Below are 19749 nucleotides of genomic sequence, written 5' to 3'. Positions count from 1 at the left end.
AATCAGCCTTGTTTTTTGGTAACAGTTTCGACGATGTGCGACGGAGCTGTATTGTATTTTTTGAATTCCATAGAGTAGCTTGCGCGACCTTGGGACATGGAACGGACGTCGGTCGCATAACCGAACATCTCACCCAGCGGAACTTCGGCGCGAATCACTTTGCCGGAGACCGTGTCTTCCATACCCAGGATCATGCCGCGGCGACGGTTAAGGTCGCCCATCACGTCACCCATATAGTCTTCAGGTGTAACAACCTCTACCGCCATGATCGGCTCAAGCAACTCACCACCGCCCTTCTGGGCCAGTTGCTTGGTTGCCATGGAGGCAGCCACCTTAAACGCCATCTCGTTGGAGTCGACGTCGTGGTAAGAACCATCAAACACGGTAGCCTTCAGGCCGATCAGCGGATAGCCGGCCACAACGCCGTTCTTCATCTGCTCTTCGATACCCTTCTGGATAGCCGGGATGTATTCCTTAGGAACCACACCGCCCACTACTTCGTTCACGAATTGCAGACCTTCCTGACCTTCATCAGCAGGAGCAAAGCGGATCCAGCAGTGACCGAACTGGCCACGACCGCCGGACTGGCGAACGAACTTGCCTTCAATTTCGCAACTCTTCGTGATGCGCTCACGGTACGAAACTTGTGGCTTACCGATGTTGGCTTCGACGTTGAACTCACGGCGCATCCGGTCAACCAGGATGTCCAGGTGCAACTCGCCCATGCCAGAGATGATCGTTTGACCAGTCTCTTCATCAGTCTTGACGCGGAAAGACGGGTCTTCCTGAGCAAGCTTGCCCAGAGCGATACCCATTTTTTCCTGGTCGTCCTTGGTCTTTGGCTCTACGGCAACCGAAATAACCGGCTCCGGGAAGTCCATGCGAACCAGGATGATTGGCTTGTCAGCGTTGCACAAAGTCTCACCAGTGGTGACGTCCTTCATGCCGATCAAGGCCGCGATGTCACCAGCGCGCACTTCCTTGATCTCTTCACGGGCGTTTGCGTGCATTTGCACCATACGACCCACGCGCTCTTTCTTGCCTTTAACAGAGTTGATCACGCCGTCGCCGGAGGCCAACACGCCCGAGTAAACTCGAACAAAGGTCAAGGTACCCACGAATGGGTCGGTTGCGATCTTGAACGCCAGAGCCGAGAACGGCTCGCTGTCGTCTGCGTGACGCTCCATTTCCTTGGTCTCGTCATCCGGGTCAGTACCCTTGATGGCAGGAATGTCGGAAGGCGCAGGCAGGTAGTCGATCACGGCGTCGAGAACCAGGGGAACACCCTTGTTCTTGAAGGAAGAACCGCAAACAGCCAGGACGATCTCACCAGCGATAGTACGCTGGCGCAGAGCAGCCTTGATTTCCGCGTTGGTGAGTTCTTCACCTTCGAGGTACTTGTTCATCAGCTCTTCGCTGGCTTCGGCCGCAGCCTCAACCATGTTGCCGCGCCATTCGTCAGCCAATTCCTGCAGTTCTGCAGGGATAGGCTCGCGACGTGGAACCATGCCCTTGTCAGCATCATTCCAGTAAACAGCTTCCATGGACATCAGATCGATCTGACCTTGGAAGTTGTCTTCGGAACCGATAGCCAACTGGATTGGCACTGGAGTGTGACCCAGACGCTGCTTGATCTGACCGATCACACGCAGGAAGTTTGCACCAGCACGATCCATCTTGTTTACGTAAACAAGACGTGGAACGCCGTATTTGTTGGCTTGACGCCATACGGTTTCCGACTGAGGCTCAACGCCCGAGGTGCCGCAGAACACAACGACCGCGCCATCGAGTACACGCAGGGAACGCTCAACTTCAATAGTGAAGTCAACGTGGCCCGGGGTATCAATAACGTTGAAGCGGTATTGGTCTTTGTGCTGCTTCTCGGAACCCTGCCAGAAGGCGGTAATAGCAGCAGAAGTAATGGTAATACCACGCTCCTGCTCCTGCACCATCCAGTCTGTGGTCGCGGCGCCGTCATGCACCTCGCCCATCTTGTGACTTTTGCCGGTGTAAAAAAGGACGCGCTCGGTGGTGGTGGTTTTACCAGCATCCACGTGAGCAACGATACCAATGTTACGGTAGCGATTAATCGGTGTAGTACGAGCCATAAAGCCCTCGCAAAATTAGTGACGCTAAAATTAGAAGCGGTAGTGCGAGAAAGCCTTGTTGGCTTCAGCCATACGGTGCACGTCTTCACGCTTCTTAACTGCAGCACCTTTACCTTCGGCAGCGTCCAACAGTTCGCCAGCCAAACGCAGAGCCATAGACTTCTCGCCGCGCTTGCGGGCGAAGTCTACCAACCAGCGCATTGCCAGGGCGTTACGACGGGACGGACGAACTTCAACCGGAACCTGGTAAGTAGCACCGCCTACACGGCGCGACTTTACTTCGACCAGCGGAGCGATGGCGTCGAGAGCTTTCTCGAAGATTTCCAGGGGGTCGCTGTTCTTGCGTTCTTTAACCTTCTCCAGCGCGCCATAAACGATACGCTCGGCAACGGCTTTCTTGCCGCTTTCCATAACGTGGTTCATGAACTTGGCCAGGATTTGGCTTCCGTATTTTGGATCGTCAAGCACTTCGCGCTTGGCTGCTACGCGTCTTCTTGGCATGGATAAGCCCTCAAACGGTCTTCAGGTTCGCTCGGAATCGGTGCCCTTTCGGGACGCCTCCGACCTTACTCTTATCGACTCAGAAAAATAGAAAATCAGTTCTTACAAAAAGCCACTACTACTTAGGCTTCTTGGTACCGTACTTCGAACGACCCTGGTTACGACCTTTAACGCCGGAAGTATCCAAAGAACCGCGCACGGTGTGATAACGAACACCTGGCAAGTCTTTTACACGACCGCCGCGGATCAGTACCACGCTGTGCTCTTGCAGGTTGTGGCCTTCACCGCCGATGTACGAGGAAACCTCGAAACCGTTGGTCAGACGTACACGGCATACTTTACGCAGTGCCGAGTTAGGTTTTTTCGGCGTGGTGGTATACACACGGGTGCATACGCCACGACGTTGCGGGCAGTTCTGCAGCGCAGGCACGTCGGATTTCTCGACGATACGCTTACGCGGCTGACGTACCAGCTGGTTGATAGTTGCCATCTACTAGCTCCACTGTTGTCTTGCGACGCTATTGTCTTGCAAGAAAAGCAAAATGGCAGGAACGAATTCCCGCCAAATTTAGGGGTACAAGAGTCTAAAGAGGATCTTGCCCCCAGTCAAGGCAAGGCCCCGACCTCCCCACTCATCCAACCTCGACAAATTGTCTCGATTCGATGAACGGAGCGGCCGGGGCCCCACGCTTATCTACCGCAGAACTCAGTTACCGCTCGAGTTCAATGCTTCGGTCAGTGCCGCTTCCACTTCACTGGCGCTTACGCGCAACGGTTTGTCAGCTTCACGGCGGCGCTTGCGCTCGCTGTGATAAGCCAGACCGGTACCTGCCGGGATCAGACGACCCACGACTACGTTTTCTTTCAGGCCGCGCAGGTAATCGCGCTTGCCGGTTACCGCCGCTTCGGTCAGTACGCGAGTGGTTTCCTGGAAGGAAGCCGCCGAGATGAACGATTCGGTGGACAACGACGCCTTGGTGATACCCAGCAATACGCGAGTGAACTTGGAAACGAATTTCTCGTCGCCAGCCAGACGCTCGTTCTCTACCAGAACGTGAGTCAACTCCATCTGGTCGCCCTTGATGAAAGTCGAGTCGCCGGATTCAGCGATTTCAACTTTGCGCAGCATCTGACGCAGGATGGTCTCGATGTGCTTGTCGTTGATCTTCACGCCTTGCAGACGATAAACGTCTTGGATCTCGTTCACGATGTACTTGGCCAGCGCACTCACACCCAGCAGACGCAGGATGTCGTGTGGATCGCTCGGGCCGTCGGAGATAACTTCGCCGCGGTTTACCTGTTCGCCTTCGAAGACGTTCAGGTGACGCCACTTCGGAATCAGCTCTTCGTACGGATCAGTACCATCGTTCGGGGTGATAACCAGACGGCGCTTGCCTTTGGTCTCTTTACCGAACGCGATGGTGCCGCTGACTTCAGCCAGAATCGAGGCTTCTTTCGGACGACGGGCTTCGAACAAGTCGGCAACACGTGGCAGACCACCGGTGATGTCACGGGTCTTCGAAGTCTCTTGCGGAATACGAGCGATAACATCACCGATCGCGATTTTCGCACCGTCAGCTACACCGACCAGGGCGTTAGCGGGCAGGAAGTACTGAGCAATTACGTCGGTACCCGGCAGCAAGAGATCCTTGCCGTTGTCATCGACCATCTTCACAGCAGGACGGATATCTTTACCGGCAGCTGGACGGTCTTTGGCGTCGAGTACTTCAATGTTGGTCATACCGGTCAATTCGTCAGTCTGACGCTTGATCGTGATGCCTTCTTCCATGCCCACGTAGGTCACGGTACCTTTCATTTCGGTAACGATTGGGTGAGTGTGCGGATCCCACTTGGCCACGATTGCGCCAGCGTCGACCTTGTCACCTTCCTTAACCGAAATCACAGCACCGTACGGCAGCTTGTAACGCTCACGCTCACGACCAAAGTCATCAGCGATTGCCAGCTCACCGGAACGAGACACAGCAACCAGGCAACCATCCACTCGCTCTACGTGTTTCAGGTTGTGCAGACGGACGGTACCGCCATTCTTCACCTGAACGCTGTCAGCTGCGGAGGTCCGGCTTGCCGCACCACCGATGTGGAACGTACGCATGGTCAGCTGGGTACCCGGCTCACCGATGGACTGGGCGGCGATAACGCCGACCGCTTCACCGATGTTCACCTGGTGACCACGAGCCAAGTCACGGCCGTAGCACTTGGCGCAAATGCCGTAGCGGGTTTCGCAGCTGATCGGCGAACGCACGATCACTTCGTCGATGCTGTTCAGCTCGATGAACTCGACCCACTTCTCGTCTACCAACGTGCCAGCAGGAACGATGATTTCTTCGGTTCCTGGCTTGAACACGTCACGGGCAATGACACGACCCAATACGCGCTCACCCAGCGGCTCAACAACGTCACCGCCTTCAATGTGCGGAGTCATTACCAGGCCATGCTCGGTGCCGCAATCGATCTCGGTTACTACCAGATCCTGCGCCACGTCTACCAGACGACGAGTCAGGTAACCGGAGTTCGCAGTTTTCAACGCGGTATCCGCCAAACCTTTACGAGCACCGTGAGTGGAGATGAAGTACTGAAGTACGCTCAAACCTTCACGGAAGTTCGCAGTAATTGGCGTTTCGATGATCGAACCGTCCGGCTTGGCCATCAGGCCACGCATACCGGCGAGCTGACGGATCTGCGCAGCAGAACCCCGTGCGCCCGAGTCGGCCATCATGTACATCGAGTTGAAGGACTCTTGGTCGACTTCGACGCCATGACGGTCGATGACTTTCTCTTTCGAGAGGTTGGCCATCATCGCTTTGGAAACTTCGTCGTTCGCCTTGGACCAAAGGTCGATCACTTTGTTGTACTTCTCGCCCTGGGTTACCAGGCCGGAGGCGTACTGACTTTCGATCTCTTTCACTTCATCAGTAGCCGCATTGATGATGCGGGCTTTTTCATCCGGGATAACGAAGTCGTTAACACCGATGGAAACGCCGGAAATGGTCGAATAGGCAAAACCGGTGTACATCAACTGGTCAGCGAAGATCACGGTCTCTTTCAAACCAACCACGCGGTAGCACTGGTTGATCAGCTTGGAGATCGCCTTTTTCTTCATCGGCTGGTTGACGACGTCGTACGACAGGCCAGGTGGAACAACCTGGAACAACAGCGCACGGCCGACTGTGGTGTCGACGATACGGGTGTTCTTGACGCTGCCACCATCACGATCGTTGACGGTTTCGTTGATCCGCACTTTGACTTTAGCGTGCAGTGCGGCTTCGCCGGCACGGAACACACGGTCAACTTCCTGCAGATCCGCGAACACACGACCTTCGCCCTTGGCGTTGATCGCTTCACGAGTCATGTAGTACAGACCCAACACAACGTCCTGCGACGGAACGATGATTGGCTCACCGTTGGCTGGCGACAGAATGTTGTTGGTCGACATCATCAACGCACGCGCTTCCAACTGGGCTTCCAGTGTCAGCGGTACGTGCACGGCCATTTGGTCGCCGTCGAAGTCGGCGTTGTACGCAGCACAGACCAGAGGGTGCAGCTGGATAGCCTTACCTTCGATCAGTACCGGTTCAAACGCCTGGATACCCAGACGGTGAAGGGTCGGTGCACGGTTGAGGAGAACCGGGTGTTCACGGATCACTTCAGCGAGAACGTCCCAAACCTCTGGCAGTTCACGCTCAACCATTTTCTTGGCAGCTTTAATGGTGGTCGCGAGACCACGCATTTCCAGCTTGCCGAAAATGAACGGCTTGAACAGCTCGAGAGCCATTTTCTTCGGCAGACCGCACTGGTGCAGACGCAGGGTCGGACCTACGGTAATTACCGAACGACCGGAGTAGTCAACGCGCTTACCGAGCAAGTTCTGACGGAAACGACCTTGCTTACCCTTGATCATGTCAGCCAGGGATTTCAGAGGACGCTTGTTGGAGCCGGTGATAGCGCGGCCACGACGACCGTTGTCGAGCAGTGCATCGACGGCTTCCTGCAACATACGCTTTTCGTTGCGCACGATGATGTCCGGAGCGGACAGATCAAGCAGGCGCTTCAAGCGGTTGTTACGGTTGATCACTCGACGATACAGATCGTTGAGGTCGGAAGTCGCGAAGCGACCGCCATCCAGCGGGACCAGTGGACGCAGATCTGGCGGCAGAACCGGCAGAACGGTCAGCACCATCCATTCTGGAAGGTTGCCGGAACCCTGAAAGGCCTCCATCAACTTCAGACGCTTGGACAGCTTCTTGATTTTGGTTTCGGAGTTGGTTTGCGGAATTTCTTCACGCAGGCGGCCAATCTCGTGCTCCAGATCGATAGCGTGCAGCAGTTCACGGACAGCCTCGGCACCCATGCGGGCATCGAAATCGTCGCCGAACTCTTCCAGCGCTTCGAAGTACTGCTCGTCGTTCAGCAGCTGACCTTTTTCAAGGGTGGTCATGCCCGGATCGATAACGACATAGCTCTCGAAGTAGAGAACGCGTTCGATATCACGCAGGGTCATGTCCATCAGCAAGCCGATACGGGACGGCAGCGATTTCAGGAACCAAATGTGGGCTACTGGCGAGGCCAGTTCGATGTGCGCCATGCGCTCACGACGAACTTTAGCCAGCGCGACTTCAACGCCGCACTTCTCGCAGATCACACCACGGTGCTTCAAGCGCTTGTACTTACCGCACAGGCACTCGTAATCCTTTACCGGGCCAAAGATCTTGGCGCAGAACAGGCCGTCACGCTCAGGTTTGAACGTACGGTAGTTGATGGTTTCCGGCTTTTTAACTTCACCGAACGACCACGAACGGATCATCTCAGGCGATGCCAATCCAATACGGATGGCGTCGAACTCTTCGACTTGACCCTGGTTTTTCAGCAAATTCAGTAGGTCTTTCAAGGCCTTTCCTCCTGGCGGAGCAGAGAGCGGGGGCAATCCTGCCCCGCTCTCGATTCGCGTCACGTGTTATTCGGTTTCCAGATCGATATCGATGCCGAGGGAACGAATTTCCTTGATCAACACGTTGAAGGACTCGGGCATGCCCGGCTCCATACGGTGATCGCCATCCACGATGTTTTTGTACATTTTGGTACGGCCGTTCACATCGTCCGACTTCACTGTGAGCATTTCTTGCAGAGTGTAAGCAGCACCGTATGCTTCCAGTGCCCAGACCTCCATCTCCCCGAAACGCTGACCACCGAACTGCGCCTTACCACCCAGCGGCTGCTGAGTAACTAGGCTGTACGAACCGGTAGAACGAGCGTGCATCTTGTCGTCTACCAAGTGGTTCAGCTTCAGCATGTACATGTAGCCAACAGTAACCGGGCGCTCGAACTTGTTGCCGGTACGGCCGTCGGTCAGCTGCATCTGGCCGCTTTCTGGCAGGTCTGCCAGTTTCAGCATGGCCTTGATTTCGCTTTCCTTGGCGCCGTCGAACACTGGAGTGGCCATTGGAACGCCGCCACGCAGGTTCTTCGCCAGATCCAGGATTTCCTGGTCGGAGAAGCTATCCAGATCTTCGTTACGACCGCCGATCTGGTTGTAGATCTCGTCGAGGAATTTACGCAGCTCAGCGACTTTGCGCTGCTCTTCGATCATCCGGTTGATCTTCTCGCCCAAACCTTTAGCCGCGAGGCCGAGGTGGGTTTCAAGGATCTGACCAACGTTCATACGCGAAGGTACGCCCAACGGGTTGAGGACGACGTCGACCGGGGTGCCATTGGCATCGTGCGGCATGTCTTCAACCGGCATGATCACGGAGACCACACCTTTGTTACCGTGACGACCGGCCATCTTGTCGCCCGGCTGGATGCGGCGACGGATTGCCAGGTAAACCTTGACGATTTTCAGCACGCCTGGAGCCAGGTCATCGCCCTGCTGCAGTTTGCGCTTCTTGTCTTCGAACTTGTCGTCCAGCAGACGGCGGCGATCAACGATGTAGGCCTGAGCCTTCTCGAGCTGCTCGTTCAGAGCATCTTCAGCCATGCGCAGTTTGAACCACTGACCATGCTCAAGACCGTCGAGAACTTCGTCGGTGATGTCCTGACCTTTCTTCAGTCCGGCGCCGCCTTCGGCTTTGCGGCCGACCAGAGCGGAGCGCAGACGTTCGAAAGTGGCGCCTTCAACGATACGGAACTCTTCGTTCAGGTCCTTGCGGATCTCGTCGAGCTGAGTCTTCTCGATCGACAGTGCACGAGCATCACGCTCAACGCCGTCGCGGGTGAAGACCTGTACGTCGATGACGGTACCCTTGGTGCCGGTAGGCACGCGCAGAGAGGTGTCTTTAACGTCGCTGGCTTTTTCACCGAAGATGGCACGCAGCAGTTTTTCTTCCGGAGTCAGCTGAGTCTCGCCTTTCGGAGTGACCTTACCAACCAGGATGTCGCCTGCGCCAACTTCAGCACCTACGTAAACGATACCGGCTTCGTCCAGCTTATTCAGTGCAGCCTCACCCACGTTCGGGATGTCTGCAGTGATTTCCTCTGGCCCAAGCTTGGTGTCACGTGCCACACAGGTCAGTTCCTGAATGTGGATCGTGGTGAAGCGATCTTCTTGAACAACTCGTTCCGACAAGCAGATGGAGTCTTCGAAGTTGTAACCGTTCCAGGCCATGAACGCGATGCGCATGTTCTGACCCAGCGCCAGTTCACCCATGTCGGTGGACGGGCCGTCAGCCATGATGTCGCTACGCTGAACCCGATCGCCTTTACGCACCAGCGGACGCTGGTTGATGCAGGTGTTCTGGTTGGAGCGGGTGTATTTGGTCAGGTTGTAGATGTCGACACCAGCTTCACCGGTTTCAACTTCATCATCGGCAACACGAACCACGATACGGCTGGCGTCTACGGAATCGATAACGCCACCACGACGCGCCACGACGCAAACGCCGGAGTCACGGGCTACGTTACGCTCCATGCCGGTACCGACCAGCGGCTTATCAGCGCGCAGGGTTGGTACAGCTTGACGCTGCATGTTCGAACCCATCAACGCACGGTTGGCGTCATCGTGCTCGAGGAACGGGATCAGCGACGCGGCAACCGAAACTACCTGCTTCGGAGAAACGTCCATCAAAGTGACGTCTTCCGGCGCCTTGACGGTGAACTCGTTCAAGTGACGAACAGCTACCAGCTCGTCGATCAGCATTTTCTTGTCGTTCATCGTGGCCGAAGCCTGAGCGATCACGTGATCAGCTTCTTCGATGGCGGACAGGAACACGATCTCGTCGGTGACCAGAGCGTCTTTCACCACACGGTACGGGCTTTCGAGGAAGCCGTACTGGTTGGTGCGCGCATAAGCGGCCAAGGAGTTGATCAGACCGATGTTCGGACCTTCCGGCGTTTCAATCGGGCATACACGACCATAGTGAGTCGGGTGTACGTCACGAACTTCAAAGCCAGCGCGCTCACGAGTCAAACCGCCAGGGCCGAGTGCAGACACACGACGCTTGTGGGTGATCTCGGACAGCGGGTTGTTCTGGTCCATGAACTGGGAAAGCTGGCTGGAACCGAAGAACTCTTTCACCGCCGCAGCCACTGGCTTGGCGTTGATCAGGTCTTGCGGCATCAGGCCTTCGCTTTCAGCCATCGACAGTCGCTCTTTGACCGCACGCTCAACACGTACCAGGCCAACGCGGAACTGGTTTTCGGCCATTTCGCCTACGCAGCGAACACGACGGTTACCCAGGTGGTCGATGTCATCGACGATGCCTTTACCGTTACGGATGTCGACCAGAGTCTTCAGTACCGCAACAATGTCTTCTTTGCACAACACGCCCGAACCTTCGATCTCGGTACGACCGATACGACGGTTGAACTTCATCCGGCCGACCGCTGACAGGTCATAGCGCTCAGGGCTGAAGAACAGGTTGTTGAACAGAGTCTCGGCTGCGTCTTTGGTTGGCGGCTCGCCCGGACGCATCATGCGATAGATCTCGACCAGCGCTTCCAATTGGTTGCTGGTGGAGTCGATCTTCAGTGTGTCGGAGACGAACGGACCGCAGTCGATATCGTTGGTGTACAGAGTTTCGATGCGAACAACCTGGGACTTGGCGATTTTGGCCAGGATCTCGGTGTTCAGCTCGGTGTTGCACTCTGCCAGGATTTCGCCGGTTGCCGGATGCACGATGACCTTGGCGGTAGTGCGACCCAGGACGTAGTCCAAGGGCATAACCAACTCTTTGATCCCGGCTTTTTCCAGCTGGTTGATGTGGCGAGCGGTGATACGGCGACCCTGCTCGACAATAACCTTGCCTTTGTCATCGAGAATATCGATAACAGCAATTTCACCGCGCAGACGCTGAGGCACCAACTCCAGGCTAATGCTTTCACCCTGAACGTGGAAAACGTTAGTGGTGTAGAAAGCATCCAGCACTTCTTCAGTGGTATAGCCGAGCGCACGCAGCAGTACCGATGCAGGCAGCTTGCGACGACGGTCGATACGCACGAATACGCAGTCTTTCGGGTCGAACTCGAAGTCCAGCCACGAACCGCGGTAAGGAATGATGCGCGCGGAGTAAAGCAGTTTACCGGAGCTGTGCGTCTTGCCACGGTCGTGGTCGAAGAACACGCCCGGGGAACGGTGCAGTTGGGAAACGATTACACGCTCGGTACCGTTGATTACGAAGGTACCGTTCTCAGTCATCAGGGGGATTTCACCCATGTAGACTTCTTGCTCTTTGATGTCCTTGATCGCTTTGTTCGACGATTCTTTGTCGAAAATGATCAGGCGCACTTTTACCCGCAAAGGTACGGCGTAAGTTACACCGCGCAATACGCATTCTTTGACATCAAATGCCGGTTCGCCCAGGCGATAACCGACGTACTCCAGCGCAGCATTGCCGGAGTAGCTGATGATCGGGAAAACGGATTTGAAGGCCGCATGCAGGCCCACGTCGCGGAACTGATCTTTAGTCGCTCCCGCTTGCAAGAATTCACGATACGAATCCAGCTGGATGGCCAGGAGGTACGGCACATCCATGACGTCCGGCAACTTGCTAAAGTCCTTGCGGATACGTTTTTTCTCAGTATATGAGTAAGCCATCAGCGTTCCCCAGCTTGGTCACCTGCTTGTTTGGCCCCTCCCGACGGGAGCAGCCAGAAAATCGTGCAAACCCCATGGTTTGCGCCACCGCATCGGGTGGTTACAGCTCGTTATCAGCACCAACCCAGTCGGCTGCCAATAACGGAAAAAGGCCGGTGGCAAGAGCCACCAGCCATCAGCCTTTCGCTTAACGCTCGGGCTGGAGACGCAAAGTCGATGCTTATTTCAGCTCGACTTTAGCGCCTGCTTCTTCCAGAGTGGCTTTAGCTTTGTCAGCTGCGTCTTTCGAAACAGCTTCCAGAACGACGCCAGGAGCGCCGTCAACTACAGCCTTGGCTTCTTTCAGGCCCAGACCGGTCAGCTCACGTACTGCCTTGATCACGTTAACTTTCTTCTCGCCAGCTTCCAGCAGCATGACGTTGAATTCAGTTTGTTCTTCAACAACGGCAGCGACAGCAGCTGGACCAGCGGAAGCAGCGGCAGCGGAAACGCCGAACTTCTCTTCCATGGCCTTGATCAGCTCAACGATTTCCAGAACGGATTTTTCGCCGATTGCTTCGATGATTTGGTCGTTAGTCAGAGACATGACTATAAATTCCTGTATTGGGGTGACAGCCTACGCGGCCATCGAAATAAACAATAAACGCTGAAAGGAGTCGCTCAGCCTTAGGCTGCAGCTGCTTCTTTCTGGTCGCGAAGAGCCGACAGAGTACGAGCCAATTTGCTGGTTGCGCCTTGAATCACGCTCATCAGCTGAGAAATTGCTTCGTCACGGGTCGGCAGGCTTGCCAGTACGTCGATCTGATTAGCTGCGAGGAACTTGCCCTCGAACGCAGCTGCCTTGATCTCGAACTTATCCTGACCTTTTGCGAACTCTTTGAAGATACGAGCAGCAGCGCCCGGATGTTCTTTGGAGAATGCAATCAAGGTCGGGCCGGTGAACACGTCGTTGAGCACGTCATACTGAGTGCCAGCAACGGCGCGCTTGAGCAGAGTGTTACGTACAACACGTACGTAAACGCCAGCTTCACGAGCCTCTTTACGGAGTCCGGTCATAGCGCCTACTGTTACGCCACGGGCATCAGCCACGACAGCGGACAGAGCAACTTGGGCAGCCTTGTTGACTTCAGCGACGATGGCCTTCTTGTCTTCAAGTTTAATTGCCACGGGAAAAACTCCTGCTTGTTACCGTTTCATCCAACCGAGGCCAGATGTCGTTTTGGTGTCTGATTCGGTAAGGAACCGGGAGCACCATCTGCGTAGGCTTGAGGTTTAAGACTTGCGTCGCCTACGGTCTTGGATAGCCCCCGCCAGGCAGGGACCCCAATCTTTCAATTGGCGCAATCGCTTGCGCCAACCTGTGTCTTACGCGTCGAGCGAACCTTGGTCGATGACCAGGCCTGGACCCATAGTGGTGCTCAGGGTTACGCGCTTGACGTAAATACCTTTCGAGGAAGCTGGCTTGATACGCTTCAGATCAGCAATCAGGGCTTCAACGTTTTCCTTCAGCTTGACGGCGTCGAAGCCAACCTTGCCAACTGAGGTGTGGATGATGCCGTTTTTGTCGGTGCGATAACGAACCTGACCAGCCTTGGCGTTCTTAACCGCGGTAGCTACGTCTGGCGTTACTGTGCCGACTTTAGGGTTAGGCATCAGGCCGCGCGGGCCCAGGATCTGACCCAACTGACCAACAACGCGCATTGCATCCGGGGATGCGATAACTACGTCATAGTTCAGGTCGCCGCCTTTCATTTCGGCAGCCAGGTCGTCCATACCTACACGGTCAGCGCCGGCAGCCAAAGCGGCCTCAGCAGCCGGACCCTGGGTGAACACAGCAACGCGAACGGTCTTGCCAGTGCCGTGCGGCAGCACAGTAGCGCTACGAACGACCTGGTCGGATTTACGCGGATCAACACCCAAATTTACAGCAACGTCAAACGACTCGCTGAACTTGACGGTCGACAGCTCAGCCAGCAGCGCAGCAGCGTCTACAAAGTTGTAGGACTTGCCTGCTTCGATTTTGCCGGCGATAGCCTTTTGACGCTTGGTCAACTTAGCCATTACACACCCTCCACGTTAAGGCCCATGCTACGAGCAGAACCGGCGATAGTACGCACGGCCGCGTCCATATCAGCTGCAGTCAGATCCGCGTTTTTGGTCTTCGCGATTTCTTCCAGCTGAGCACGGGTAACGGTGCCAACCTTAACGGTGTTCGGACGAGCGGAACCGCTAGTCAGACCAGCAGCTTTCTTCAGCAGAACCGAAGCAGGCGTGGATTTGGTTTCGAAAGTGAAGCTACGGTCGCTGTAGACAGTGATGATCACTGGAGTCGGCAGACCTGGCTCAATACCCTGAGTACGGGCGTTGAAAGCCTTGCAGAACTCCATGATGTTCACGCCATGCTGACCCAGAGCAGGACCAACAGGTGGGCTTGGGTTAGCCTGAGCGGCCTTCACTTGCAGCTTGATGTAAGCGGTAATCTTCTTGGCCATGAGGCACTCCAATTACGGGTTCGAACGCCTCGAAAGGCTCCCCGGTTACTTGCGCGTTTATCCCAGTGACGACAAAACCCCACAGCCTAGGGCTGCGGGGTTGGGATGCTTGTTCGGCTAGACCTTTTCGACCTGGCTGAACTCTAGCTCTACCGGAGTAGAGCGACCGAAAATGAGCACTGCCACTTGGATCCGGCTCTTCTCGTAATTAACTTCTTCGACCGTGCCGGTAAAGTCGGCAAACGGACCGTCATTGACGCGCACCGACTCACCTGGCTCGAACAACGTCTTCGGCTTCGGCTTGTCGCTACCATCAGCAACACGACGCAGAATCGCTTCTGCCTCTTTATCTGTGATAGCTGCGGGCTTATCAGCAGTACCGCCGATAAAACCCATCACTCGAGGAGTATCCTTGACCAAGTGCCAAGTACCCTCATTCATGTCCATCTGAACCAGCACATAACCTGGGAAGAACTTGCGCTCGCTTTTGCGTTTCTGGCCATTACGCATTTCAACCACTTCTTCAGTGGGAACCAGAATTTCACCAAAGCCGTCTTCCATGCCAGCCAGCTTTACGCGCTCTACCAACGAGCGCATGACATGCTTCTCATAACCGGAGTAAGCATGCACAACGTACCAACGCTTAGCCACGGGACACCCTTAGCCGACAATCAAGGAAACAAGCCAACCGAGCAGGGAATCAAGCCCCCACAACAGCAACGCCATAACCAGCACAACAGCCACAACGATCAACGTGGTCTGCGTGGTTTCTTGGCGAGTTGGCCATACGACTTTACGAATCTCGGTTCGAGCTTCCTTAACCAGTACAAAGAAAGACTTGCCCTTGACTGTTTGCAGGCCTACAAAGGCAGCTACAGCAGCAATGGCGAGTAAAGCTAGTACGCGGTACAGGATCGGCGAAGCAGAGTAATACTGATTGCCAACAACGCCAACAACCACCAAAGCAACTACTACTAGCCACTTGAGCAGATCGAAGCGAGAGCCTTGAGCTTCAGCTTTAGGAGTCATCTATGAAGATCCTGTGAAAAGAAAGCCAGATACACCAAGTGAATCTGGCAGGTCAGGAGGGAATCGAACCCCCAACCTACGGTTTTGGAGACCGTCGCTCTGCCAATTGAGCTACTGACCTAAAACAAAATCAGGCCGACCATTATGCCGGCCTGAAAAAGACATTACAACAACTTACTCGATAACTTTAGCTACGACACCAGCGCCGACGGTACGACCGCCCTCACGGATAGCGAAGCGAAGCCCATCTTCCATCGCGATGGTTTTGATCAGCGTGACAGTCATCTGAACATTGTCACCCGGCATTACCATCTCAACGCCTTCCGGCAATTCGCAGTTACCGGTCACGTCCGTGGTACGGAAGTAGAACTGTGGACGGTAGCCCTTGAAGAACGGAGTATGACGACCGCCTTCTTCCTTGCTCAGAACGTAAACCTCTGCAGTGAACTTGGTATGCGGCTTGACAGTGCCCGGCTTGACCAGAACCTGGCCACGCTCGACATCATCACGCTTGGTACCGCGCAGCAATACGCCGCAGTTCTCACCAGCACGACCTTCGTCGAGCAGCTTGCGAAACATTTCAACACCAGTGCAAGTAGTTTTGACAGTGTCACGAAGACCGACAATCTCAACCTCTTCCTGAATGCGGACAATGCCACGCTCAACACGACCAGTCACAACAGTACCGCGACCAGAGATCGAGAAAACATCCTCGATCGGCATCAGGAACGGCTTATCAATAGCACGCTCAGGCTGCGGAATATAGCTATCCAGAGTCTCGACCAACTTCTTGACGGCAGTAGTACCCATCTCGTTGTCATCTTGACCATTCAACGCCATCAGCGCCGAACCAATGATGATCGGAGTGTCATCACCTGGGAAATCGTAAGTGCTCAGCAGGTCGCGCACTTCCATCTCAACCAGCTCCAGCAACTCAGCATCGTCAACCATGTCAGCCTTATTCAGGAAGACAACGATGTACGGAACGCCGACCTGACGAGAAAGAAGGATATGCTCACGGGTTTGCGGCATAGGGCCATCAGCCGCCGAGCAAACCAGAATCGCACCATCCATCTGAGCAGCACCGGTGATCATGTTTTTTACGTAGTCAGCGTGACCTGGACAGTCAACATGCGCGTAGTGACGCACAGCCGAATCGTACTCAACGTGAGCGGTGTTGATGGTAATACCACGAGCTTTTTCTTCAGGGGCGCTATCGATCTTGTCGAAGTCAACCTTTGCCGAACCGAAAACTTCGGAGCAGACTCGGGTCAAAGCAGCAGTCAGCGTGGTTTTACCGTGATCGACGTGACCAATGGTACCAACATTGACATGTGGCTTATTACGTTCGAACTTTTCCTTAGCCATCAAAATCACCCCTAGGAGAAGAATTGAGCAGGTCAAACAAGCCATTAAAACAAAGGCAGATATTTTCATATCTGCCTTGTTATATGGAGCTCTTGAGCGGATTTGAACCGCTGACCTCACCCTTACCAAGGGTGTGCTCTACCAACTGAGCTACAAGAGCGTAACACTACGCAGGATCTGCAAACTTGGAGCGGGTAGCGGGAATCGAACCCGCATCATCAGCTTGGAAGGCTGAGGTTTTACCACTAAACTATACCCGCGAGCTTGCAGCTCTCGCTAAAAATGGTGGAGGGGGAAGGATTCGAACCTTCGAAGTCGTAGACGTCAGATTTACAGTCTGATCCCTTTGGCCGCTCGGGAACCCCTCCTAAGCGAGCCGGCATTCTATATCATGCCAGCCTTCTGTCAAGCATTTTCTCATTAAAAACCTGAGGTTAGCTGCATTGACATCACTTCGTGGTGTTAACCATTAAAGGTCTTCACTGCGAAGCGGGCGCCATTCTATGCAAACTATTCGACGGGTGCAACCCCCTCGCACGGCATTATTTTATGTTTTAACTCATTGAATTCTCTAGAAAGGTTTTTCAGCTGCGAGTCATCTAGCCAACGCCGGCTTTCTGGCGCCACACGCACCCAGTAACCACTAGACTCGGCGGGAGCCCTCAGCAAAGACTCGAACTTGATTTCCATGCCACTCAGTCGCCGCTCAACCGCCTGAGCCGCTTCCTGACGAACAAACCCGCCCAGATAGAGACAGCCATCGTCTGCCTGGGTGTACTTTCCTCTGTCACGAGCCGCATCAGTTGTCTCACTCAACAAGCGAATATCCTGCTGCGCCCCCCTATACAAACTCAAAGGGGTTACATCCTTCGCACGCAGAGGCGCCTCTTGTTGGTGCCAGATGTAATAGAACCCATTGAGAACAAGCAGCAGCAGAAACAACCAACGCATAAAAACCTCAGGACAAGGGGCACGCCACAGCCAAGCCTACAAACACCAGATCAGGAACGACCCTGGCCTCAGGCACAATCTCGGAAACCAAGCCTGCATCTCCTCCAGTGAGGAACACAGCAAAATCATCCCCCCAATAGCTACGCGCCAACTCTAGCTGGGTCAGGACAAAGCCTCTCAGCATCAACGAGCATCCCCGCTCGACCGCTTCGACAGTTGTCCGACCAGGAACGAGACTTTCCAGAGCGCGCTCGGCCGCTATATCGCCATAACGAATTCTACGCGTATGGGTACGCAACTGGTTTCGCATCAGAGGAATTCCCGGGCATATAAACCCTCCGAGGTGCTCACCATCCCTAGAGATGAAGTCCGCAGTAACCGCCGTGCCAAAATCAAGCACAAGGCACGCCCCCGAAGCCAGCTGGAACCCCCCAAGCATCGCCAGCCAACGGTCGAGCCCTAACCGCTCGAACTCCTCATAACCATTACGGACCCCGGACATTTCGCGAGACGGAGTTGCACATACCACCGACACGCCAAAAGCTTCTGTCAGCAGAGAAATCAACGCACTGGTCTCTTCGGCGGTCCTGACACTAACCAACCGACAAAACTTTAAAGTGAGCCCCTTGAGTGCTTGCAAACTTTCCAACAAAGCGAGATCCGAATCAACGACACCCTCGCCAACCACCCGCCGAACACCCGCATCGAGCACGCGCCACTTGATAAAACTGTTTCCGCAGTCGAGCTCAAGAATCATCACGCAACCTCAGACTGAGCTCACCACCACTAAATATTTTCTCCACACCACCCACCTTCAAGCGCAGAGCACCCTGACTATCAATACCCAGCACTTCGCCTTCTATACGGTTAGCGCCTGCGATCAACGACACGGCCCTTCCCTGCCAGAGATGATTTTGCTCCCACTCCGCCTGGATAGCTGAAAATCCGTCGACTTGATGACGACACAGATATGCCTGGAGCATCGCACCCAACGCCCCGACCAAGTGATTTCGATCAAACACCTTGCCCGACTCTAGCCGCACGGACGTCCACTGCTGATCCACCTCATCGGTAATCTGCATGTTCACATTAATTCCCACACCCAGCACAACGTGACACACATCAGCAGGATCTCCCACCAGCTCGAGTAATATCCCGGCAATTTTCTTCTGACCGACCAGAACATCGTTGGGCCACTTCAGTCCGGCCCCCGAAATACCGAGCTCACGCAGAGCCTGCAAGACGGCAAGCCCAACAACAAGACTCAAGCCTTCCAGCTGACGCATTCCACCTTCAATACGCAACACGAGACTGTAATAGATGTTCTCCGCGAATGGACTCACCCATTTACGTCCACGCCGCCCACGACCTGCAGTTTGCCGTTCGGCAAGCACCAGAAAGGGGGCCGCCTCCCCCCGCTCTATGGCGCGCAAAGCCTCAGCATTAGTGGAGTCAATTGAATCGAAAACAAGGATGGGCCAATCACAAGAAGGCGCCTGCGCTCTAATCTCGACAGGATCAAGCAGCGTCAATGGCGCAGCGAGTTGATAGCCGCGCCCCCGCACCTTATGAATGGATAGTCCCAGCTCAGCTTCTAAATGCTGAAGCTGCTTCCAAACGGCACTACGACTGACACCCAAGGCGACACCCAAGGCCTGACCCGAATGGAATCGGCCATCTTTAAGAAGCTTTAACAATGTCAGCATGCAAGTCTCGCCTCACAATGAGGCCCGCATGATAGCCATGCCCCGCGCCATTGCATAGAAACCCCACTGATCAGTTTTCTTGCGGAAAAAACAAAACCCCTACCTGCATACGCAGATAGGGGTTTCGGAATTTAATCTTGACGATGACCTACTCTCACATGGGGAAACCCCACACTACCATCGGCGATGCATCGTTTCACTGCTGAGTTCGGGATGGGATCAGGTGGTTCCAATGCTCTATGGTCGTNGGAATTTAATCTTGACGATGACCTACTCTCACATGGGGAAACCCCACACTACCATCGGCGATGCATCGTTTCACTGCTGAGTTCGGGATGGGATCAGGTGGTTCCAATGCTCTATGGTCGTCAAGAAATTCGGGTACTGAGTCGCGACCAGTCGGCCTCGCTTCAGCAAATTGGGTATGTGATAGCTTTCGGTGTTTTGTGAGATTCGAACTTTCGGTTCATTTCGTCTTCACACACCGCAATCTGATGCTCTTTCGAGTGGTCAAATTGCTTGGGTGTTATATGGTCAAGCCTCACGGG

General features: G+C 54.7%; 15 protein-coding genes, 4 tRNA genes and 2 rRNA genes. All 21 read right to left on the bottom strand.

The window, feature by feature from the left end:
- Positions 1-2 precede the first annotated feature (2 nt).
- The gene (gene fusA, locus ACXPVS_RS21895; RefSeq protein WP_458511778.1) at positions 3-2108 is read right to left on the bottom strand and encodes an elongation factor G; all 2106 of its coding nucleotides are present in this window, start codon (positions 2106-2108) and stop codon (positions 3-5) included.
- Positions 2109-2138: 30 nt separating this feature from the next.
- The gene (gene rpsG / locus ACXPVS_RS21890) at positions 2139-2609 is read right to left on the bottom strand and encodes a 30S ribosomal protein S7 (protein WP_002555493.1); all 471 of its coding nucleotides are present in this window, start codon (positions 2607-2609) and stop codon (positions 2139-2141) included.
- 118 nt (positions 2610-2727) lie between these two features.
- Complete coding sequence (gene rpsL, locus ACXPVS_RS21885) at positions 2728-3099, bottom strand: 30S ribosomal protein S12 (RefSeq protein ID WP_002555494.1); 372 nt, start codon at positions 3097-3099, stop codon at positions 2728-2730.
- A 216-nt stretch (positions 3100-3315) separates the two neighbouring features.
- Positions 3316-7515 carry a DNA-directed RNA polymerase subunit beta' gene (gene rpoC, locus ACXPVS_RS21880; RefSeq protein ID WP_140672295.1) on the bottom strand — a complete coding sequence of 1400 codons (4200 nt, stop codon included), beginning with the start codon at positions 7513-7515 and terminating at the stop codon, positions 3316-3318.
- Positions 7516-7581: 66 nt separating this feature from the next.
- The gene (gene rpoB / locus ACXPVS_RS21875; protein ID WP_458511777.1) at positions 7582-11655 is read right to left on the bottom strand and encodes a DNA-directed RNA polymerase subunit beta; all 4074 of its coding nucleotides are present in this window, start codon (positions 11653-11655) and stop codon (positions 7582-7584) included.
- 220 nt (positions 11656-11875) lie between these two features.
- Positions 11876-12241 (bottom strand): 50S ribosomal protein L7/L12, encoded by a 366-nt coding sequence (gene rplL, locus ACXPVS_RS21870; RefSeq protein ID WP_008145490.1) that lies wholly within the window; start codon positions 12239-12241, stop codon positions 11876-11878.
- Between the two features lie 80 nt (positions 12242-12321).
- Complete coding sequence (rplJ, locus tag ACXPVS_RS21865; protein WP_458511776.1) at positions 12322-12822, bottom strand: 50S ribosomal protein L10; 501 nt, start codon at positions 12820-12822, stop codon at positions 12322-12324.
- Between the two features lie 198 nt (positions 12823-13020).
- A complete protein-coding gene (gene rplA / locus ACXPVS_RS21860) occupies positions 13021-13716 on the bottom strand; it encodes a 50S ribosomal protein L1 (protein ID WP_007896626.1) in 696 nt (231 codons plus the stop codon).
- A complete protein-coding gene (rplK, locus tag ACXPVS_RS21855) occupies positions 13716-14147 on the bottom strand; it encodes a 50S ribosomal protein L11 (protein ID WP_003210097.1) in 432 nt (143 codons plus the stop codon). Before rplK ends, rplA begins: the two co-directional genes overlap by 1 nt.
- A 117-nt stretch (positions 14148-14264) precedes the next feature.
- Positions 14265-14798, bottom strand: a complete 534-nt coding sequence (gene nusG, locus ACXPVS_RS21850; protein WP_282379324.1) for a transcription termination/antitermination protein NusG — start codon at positions 14796-14798, stop codon at positions 14265-14267.
- Between the two features lie 9 nt (positions 14799-14807).
- Positions 14808-15176, bottom strand: coding sequence for a preprotein translocase subunit SecE (gene secE, locus ACXPVS_RS21845; RefSeq protein ID WP_008145488.1), 369 nt, complete (start codon positions 15174-15176; stop codon positions 14808-14810).
- 45 nt (positions 15177-15221) lie between these two features.
- Positions 15222-15297 (bottom strand) — tRNA-Trp (locus tag ACXPVS_RS21840).
- A gap of 53 nt (positions 15298-15350) precedes the next feature.
- Positions 15351-16544 carry an elongation factor Tu gene (gene tuf / locus ACXPVS_RS21835; RefSeq protein ID WP_007896619.1) on the bottom strand — a complete coding sequence of 398 codons (1194 nt, stop codon included), beginning with the start codon at positions 16542-16544 and terminating at the stop codon, positions 15351-15353.
- Between the two features lie 84 nt (positions 16545-16628).
- Positions 16629-16704 (bottom strand) — tRNA-Thr (locus ACXPVS_RS21830).
- 26 nt (positions 16705-16730) lie between these two features.
- A tRNA-Gly gene (locus tag ACXPVS_RS21825) sits at positions 16731-16804 on the bottom strand.
- Positions 16805-16827: 23 nt separating this feature from the next.
- Positions 16828-16912 (bottom strand) — tRNA-Tyr (locus tag ACXPVS_RS21820).
- 142 nt (positions 16913-17054) lie between these two features.
- Positions 17055-17495, bottom strand: coding sequence for a hypothetical protein (locus ACXPVS_RS21815; protein WP_458511775.1), 441 nt, complete (start codon positions 17493-17495; stop codon positions 17055-17057).
- Positions 17496-17502: 7 nt separating this feature from the next.
- The gene (locus ACXPVS_RS21810; protein ID WP_458511774.1) at positions 17503-18252 is read right to left on the bottom strand and encodes a pantothenate kinase; all 750 of its coding nucleotides are present in this window, start codon (positions 18250-18252) and stop codon (positions 17503-17505) included.
- On the bottom strand, positions 18242-19201 hold the full coding sequence (gene birA / locus ACXPVS_RS21805; protein ID WP_458511773.1) for a bifunctional biotin--[acetyl-CoA-carboxylase] ligase/biotin operon repressor BirA: 960 nt from the start codon (positions 19199-19201) through the stop codon (positions 18242-18244). The genes ACXPVS_RS21810 and birA overlap by 11 nt, the downstream gene beginning before the upstream one ends.
- Positions 19202-19336: 135 nt before the next feature.
- Positions 19337-19452 (bottom strand): 5S ribosomal RNA (gene rrf, locus ACXPVS_RS21800).
- Between the two features lie 6 nt (positions 19453-19458).
- Positions 19459-19574, bottom strand: a 5S ribosomal RNA gene (gene rrf, locus ACXPVS_RS21795).
- Between the last annotated feature and the right edge of the window lie 175 nt (positions 19575-19749).

Source organism: Pseudomonas sp. Ma2-10 (assembly GCF_054330215.1).
This window is presented reverse-complemented; position numbering and strand designations above follow the sequence as displayed.

Bases quoted from the DNA above. Each gene is read 5' to 3' on its own strand.
- rpsG (WP_002555493.1), bottom strand. From the start codon at position 2,609: ATGCCAAGAAGACGCGTAGCAGCCAAGCGCGAAGTGCTTGACGATCCA.
- tuf (WP_007896619.1), bottom strand. From the start codon at position 16,544: ATGGCTAAGGAAAAGTTCGAACGTAATAAGCCACATGTCAATGTTGGT.
- fusA (WP_458511778.1), bottom strand. From the start codon at position 2,108: ATGGCTCGTACTACACCGATTAATCGCTACCGTAACATTGGTATCGTT.
- ACXPVS_RS21815 (WP_458511775.1), bottom strand. From the start codon at position 17,495: ATGCGTTGGTTGTTTCTGCTGCTGCTTGTTCTCAATGGGTTCTATTAC.
- secE (WP_008145488.1), bottom strand. From the start codon at position 15,176: ATGACTCCTAAAGCTGAAGCTCAAGGCTCTCGCTTCGATCTGCTCAAG.
- birA (WP_458511773.1), bottom strand. From the start codon at position 19,201: ATGCTGACATTGTTAAAGCTTCTTAAAGATGGCCGATTCCATTCGGGT.
- rplL (WP_008145490.1), bottom strand. From the start codon at position 12,241: ATGTCTCTGACTAACGACCAAATCATCGAAGCAATCGGCGAAAAATCC.
- ACXPVS_RS21810 (WP_458511774.1), bottom strand. From the start codon at position 18,252: ATGATTCTTGAGCTCGACTGCGGAAACAGTTTTATCAAGTGGCGCGTG.
- rplA (WP_007896626.1), bottom strand. From the start codon at position 13,716: ATGGCTAAGTTGACCAAGCGTCAAAAGGCTATCGCCGGCAAAATCGAA.
- rpsL (WP_002555494.1), bottom strand. From the start codon at position 3,099: ATGGCAACTATCAACCAGCTGGTACGTCAGCCGCGTAAGCGTATCGTC.
- rpoB (WP_458511777.1), bottom strand. From the start codon at position 11,655: ATGGCTTACTCATATACTGAGAAAAAACGTATCCGCAAGGACTTTAGC.
- rplK (WP_003210097.1), bottom strand. From the start codon at position 14,147: ATGGCCAAGAAGATTACCGCTTACATCAAGCTGCAAGTGAAGGCCGCT.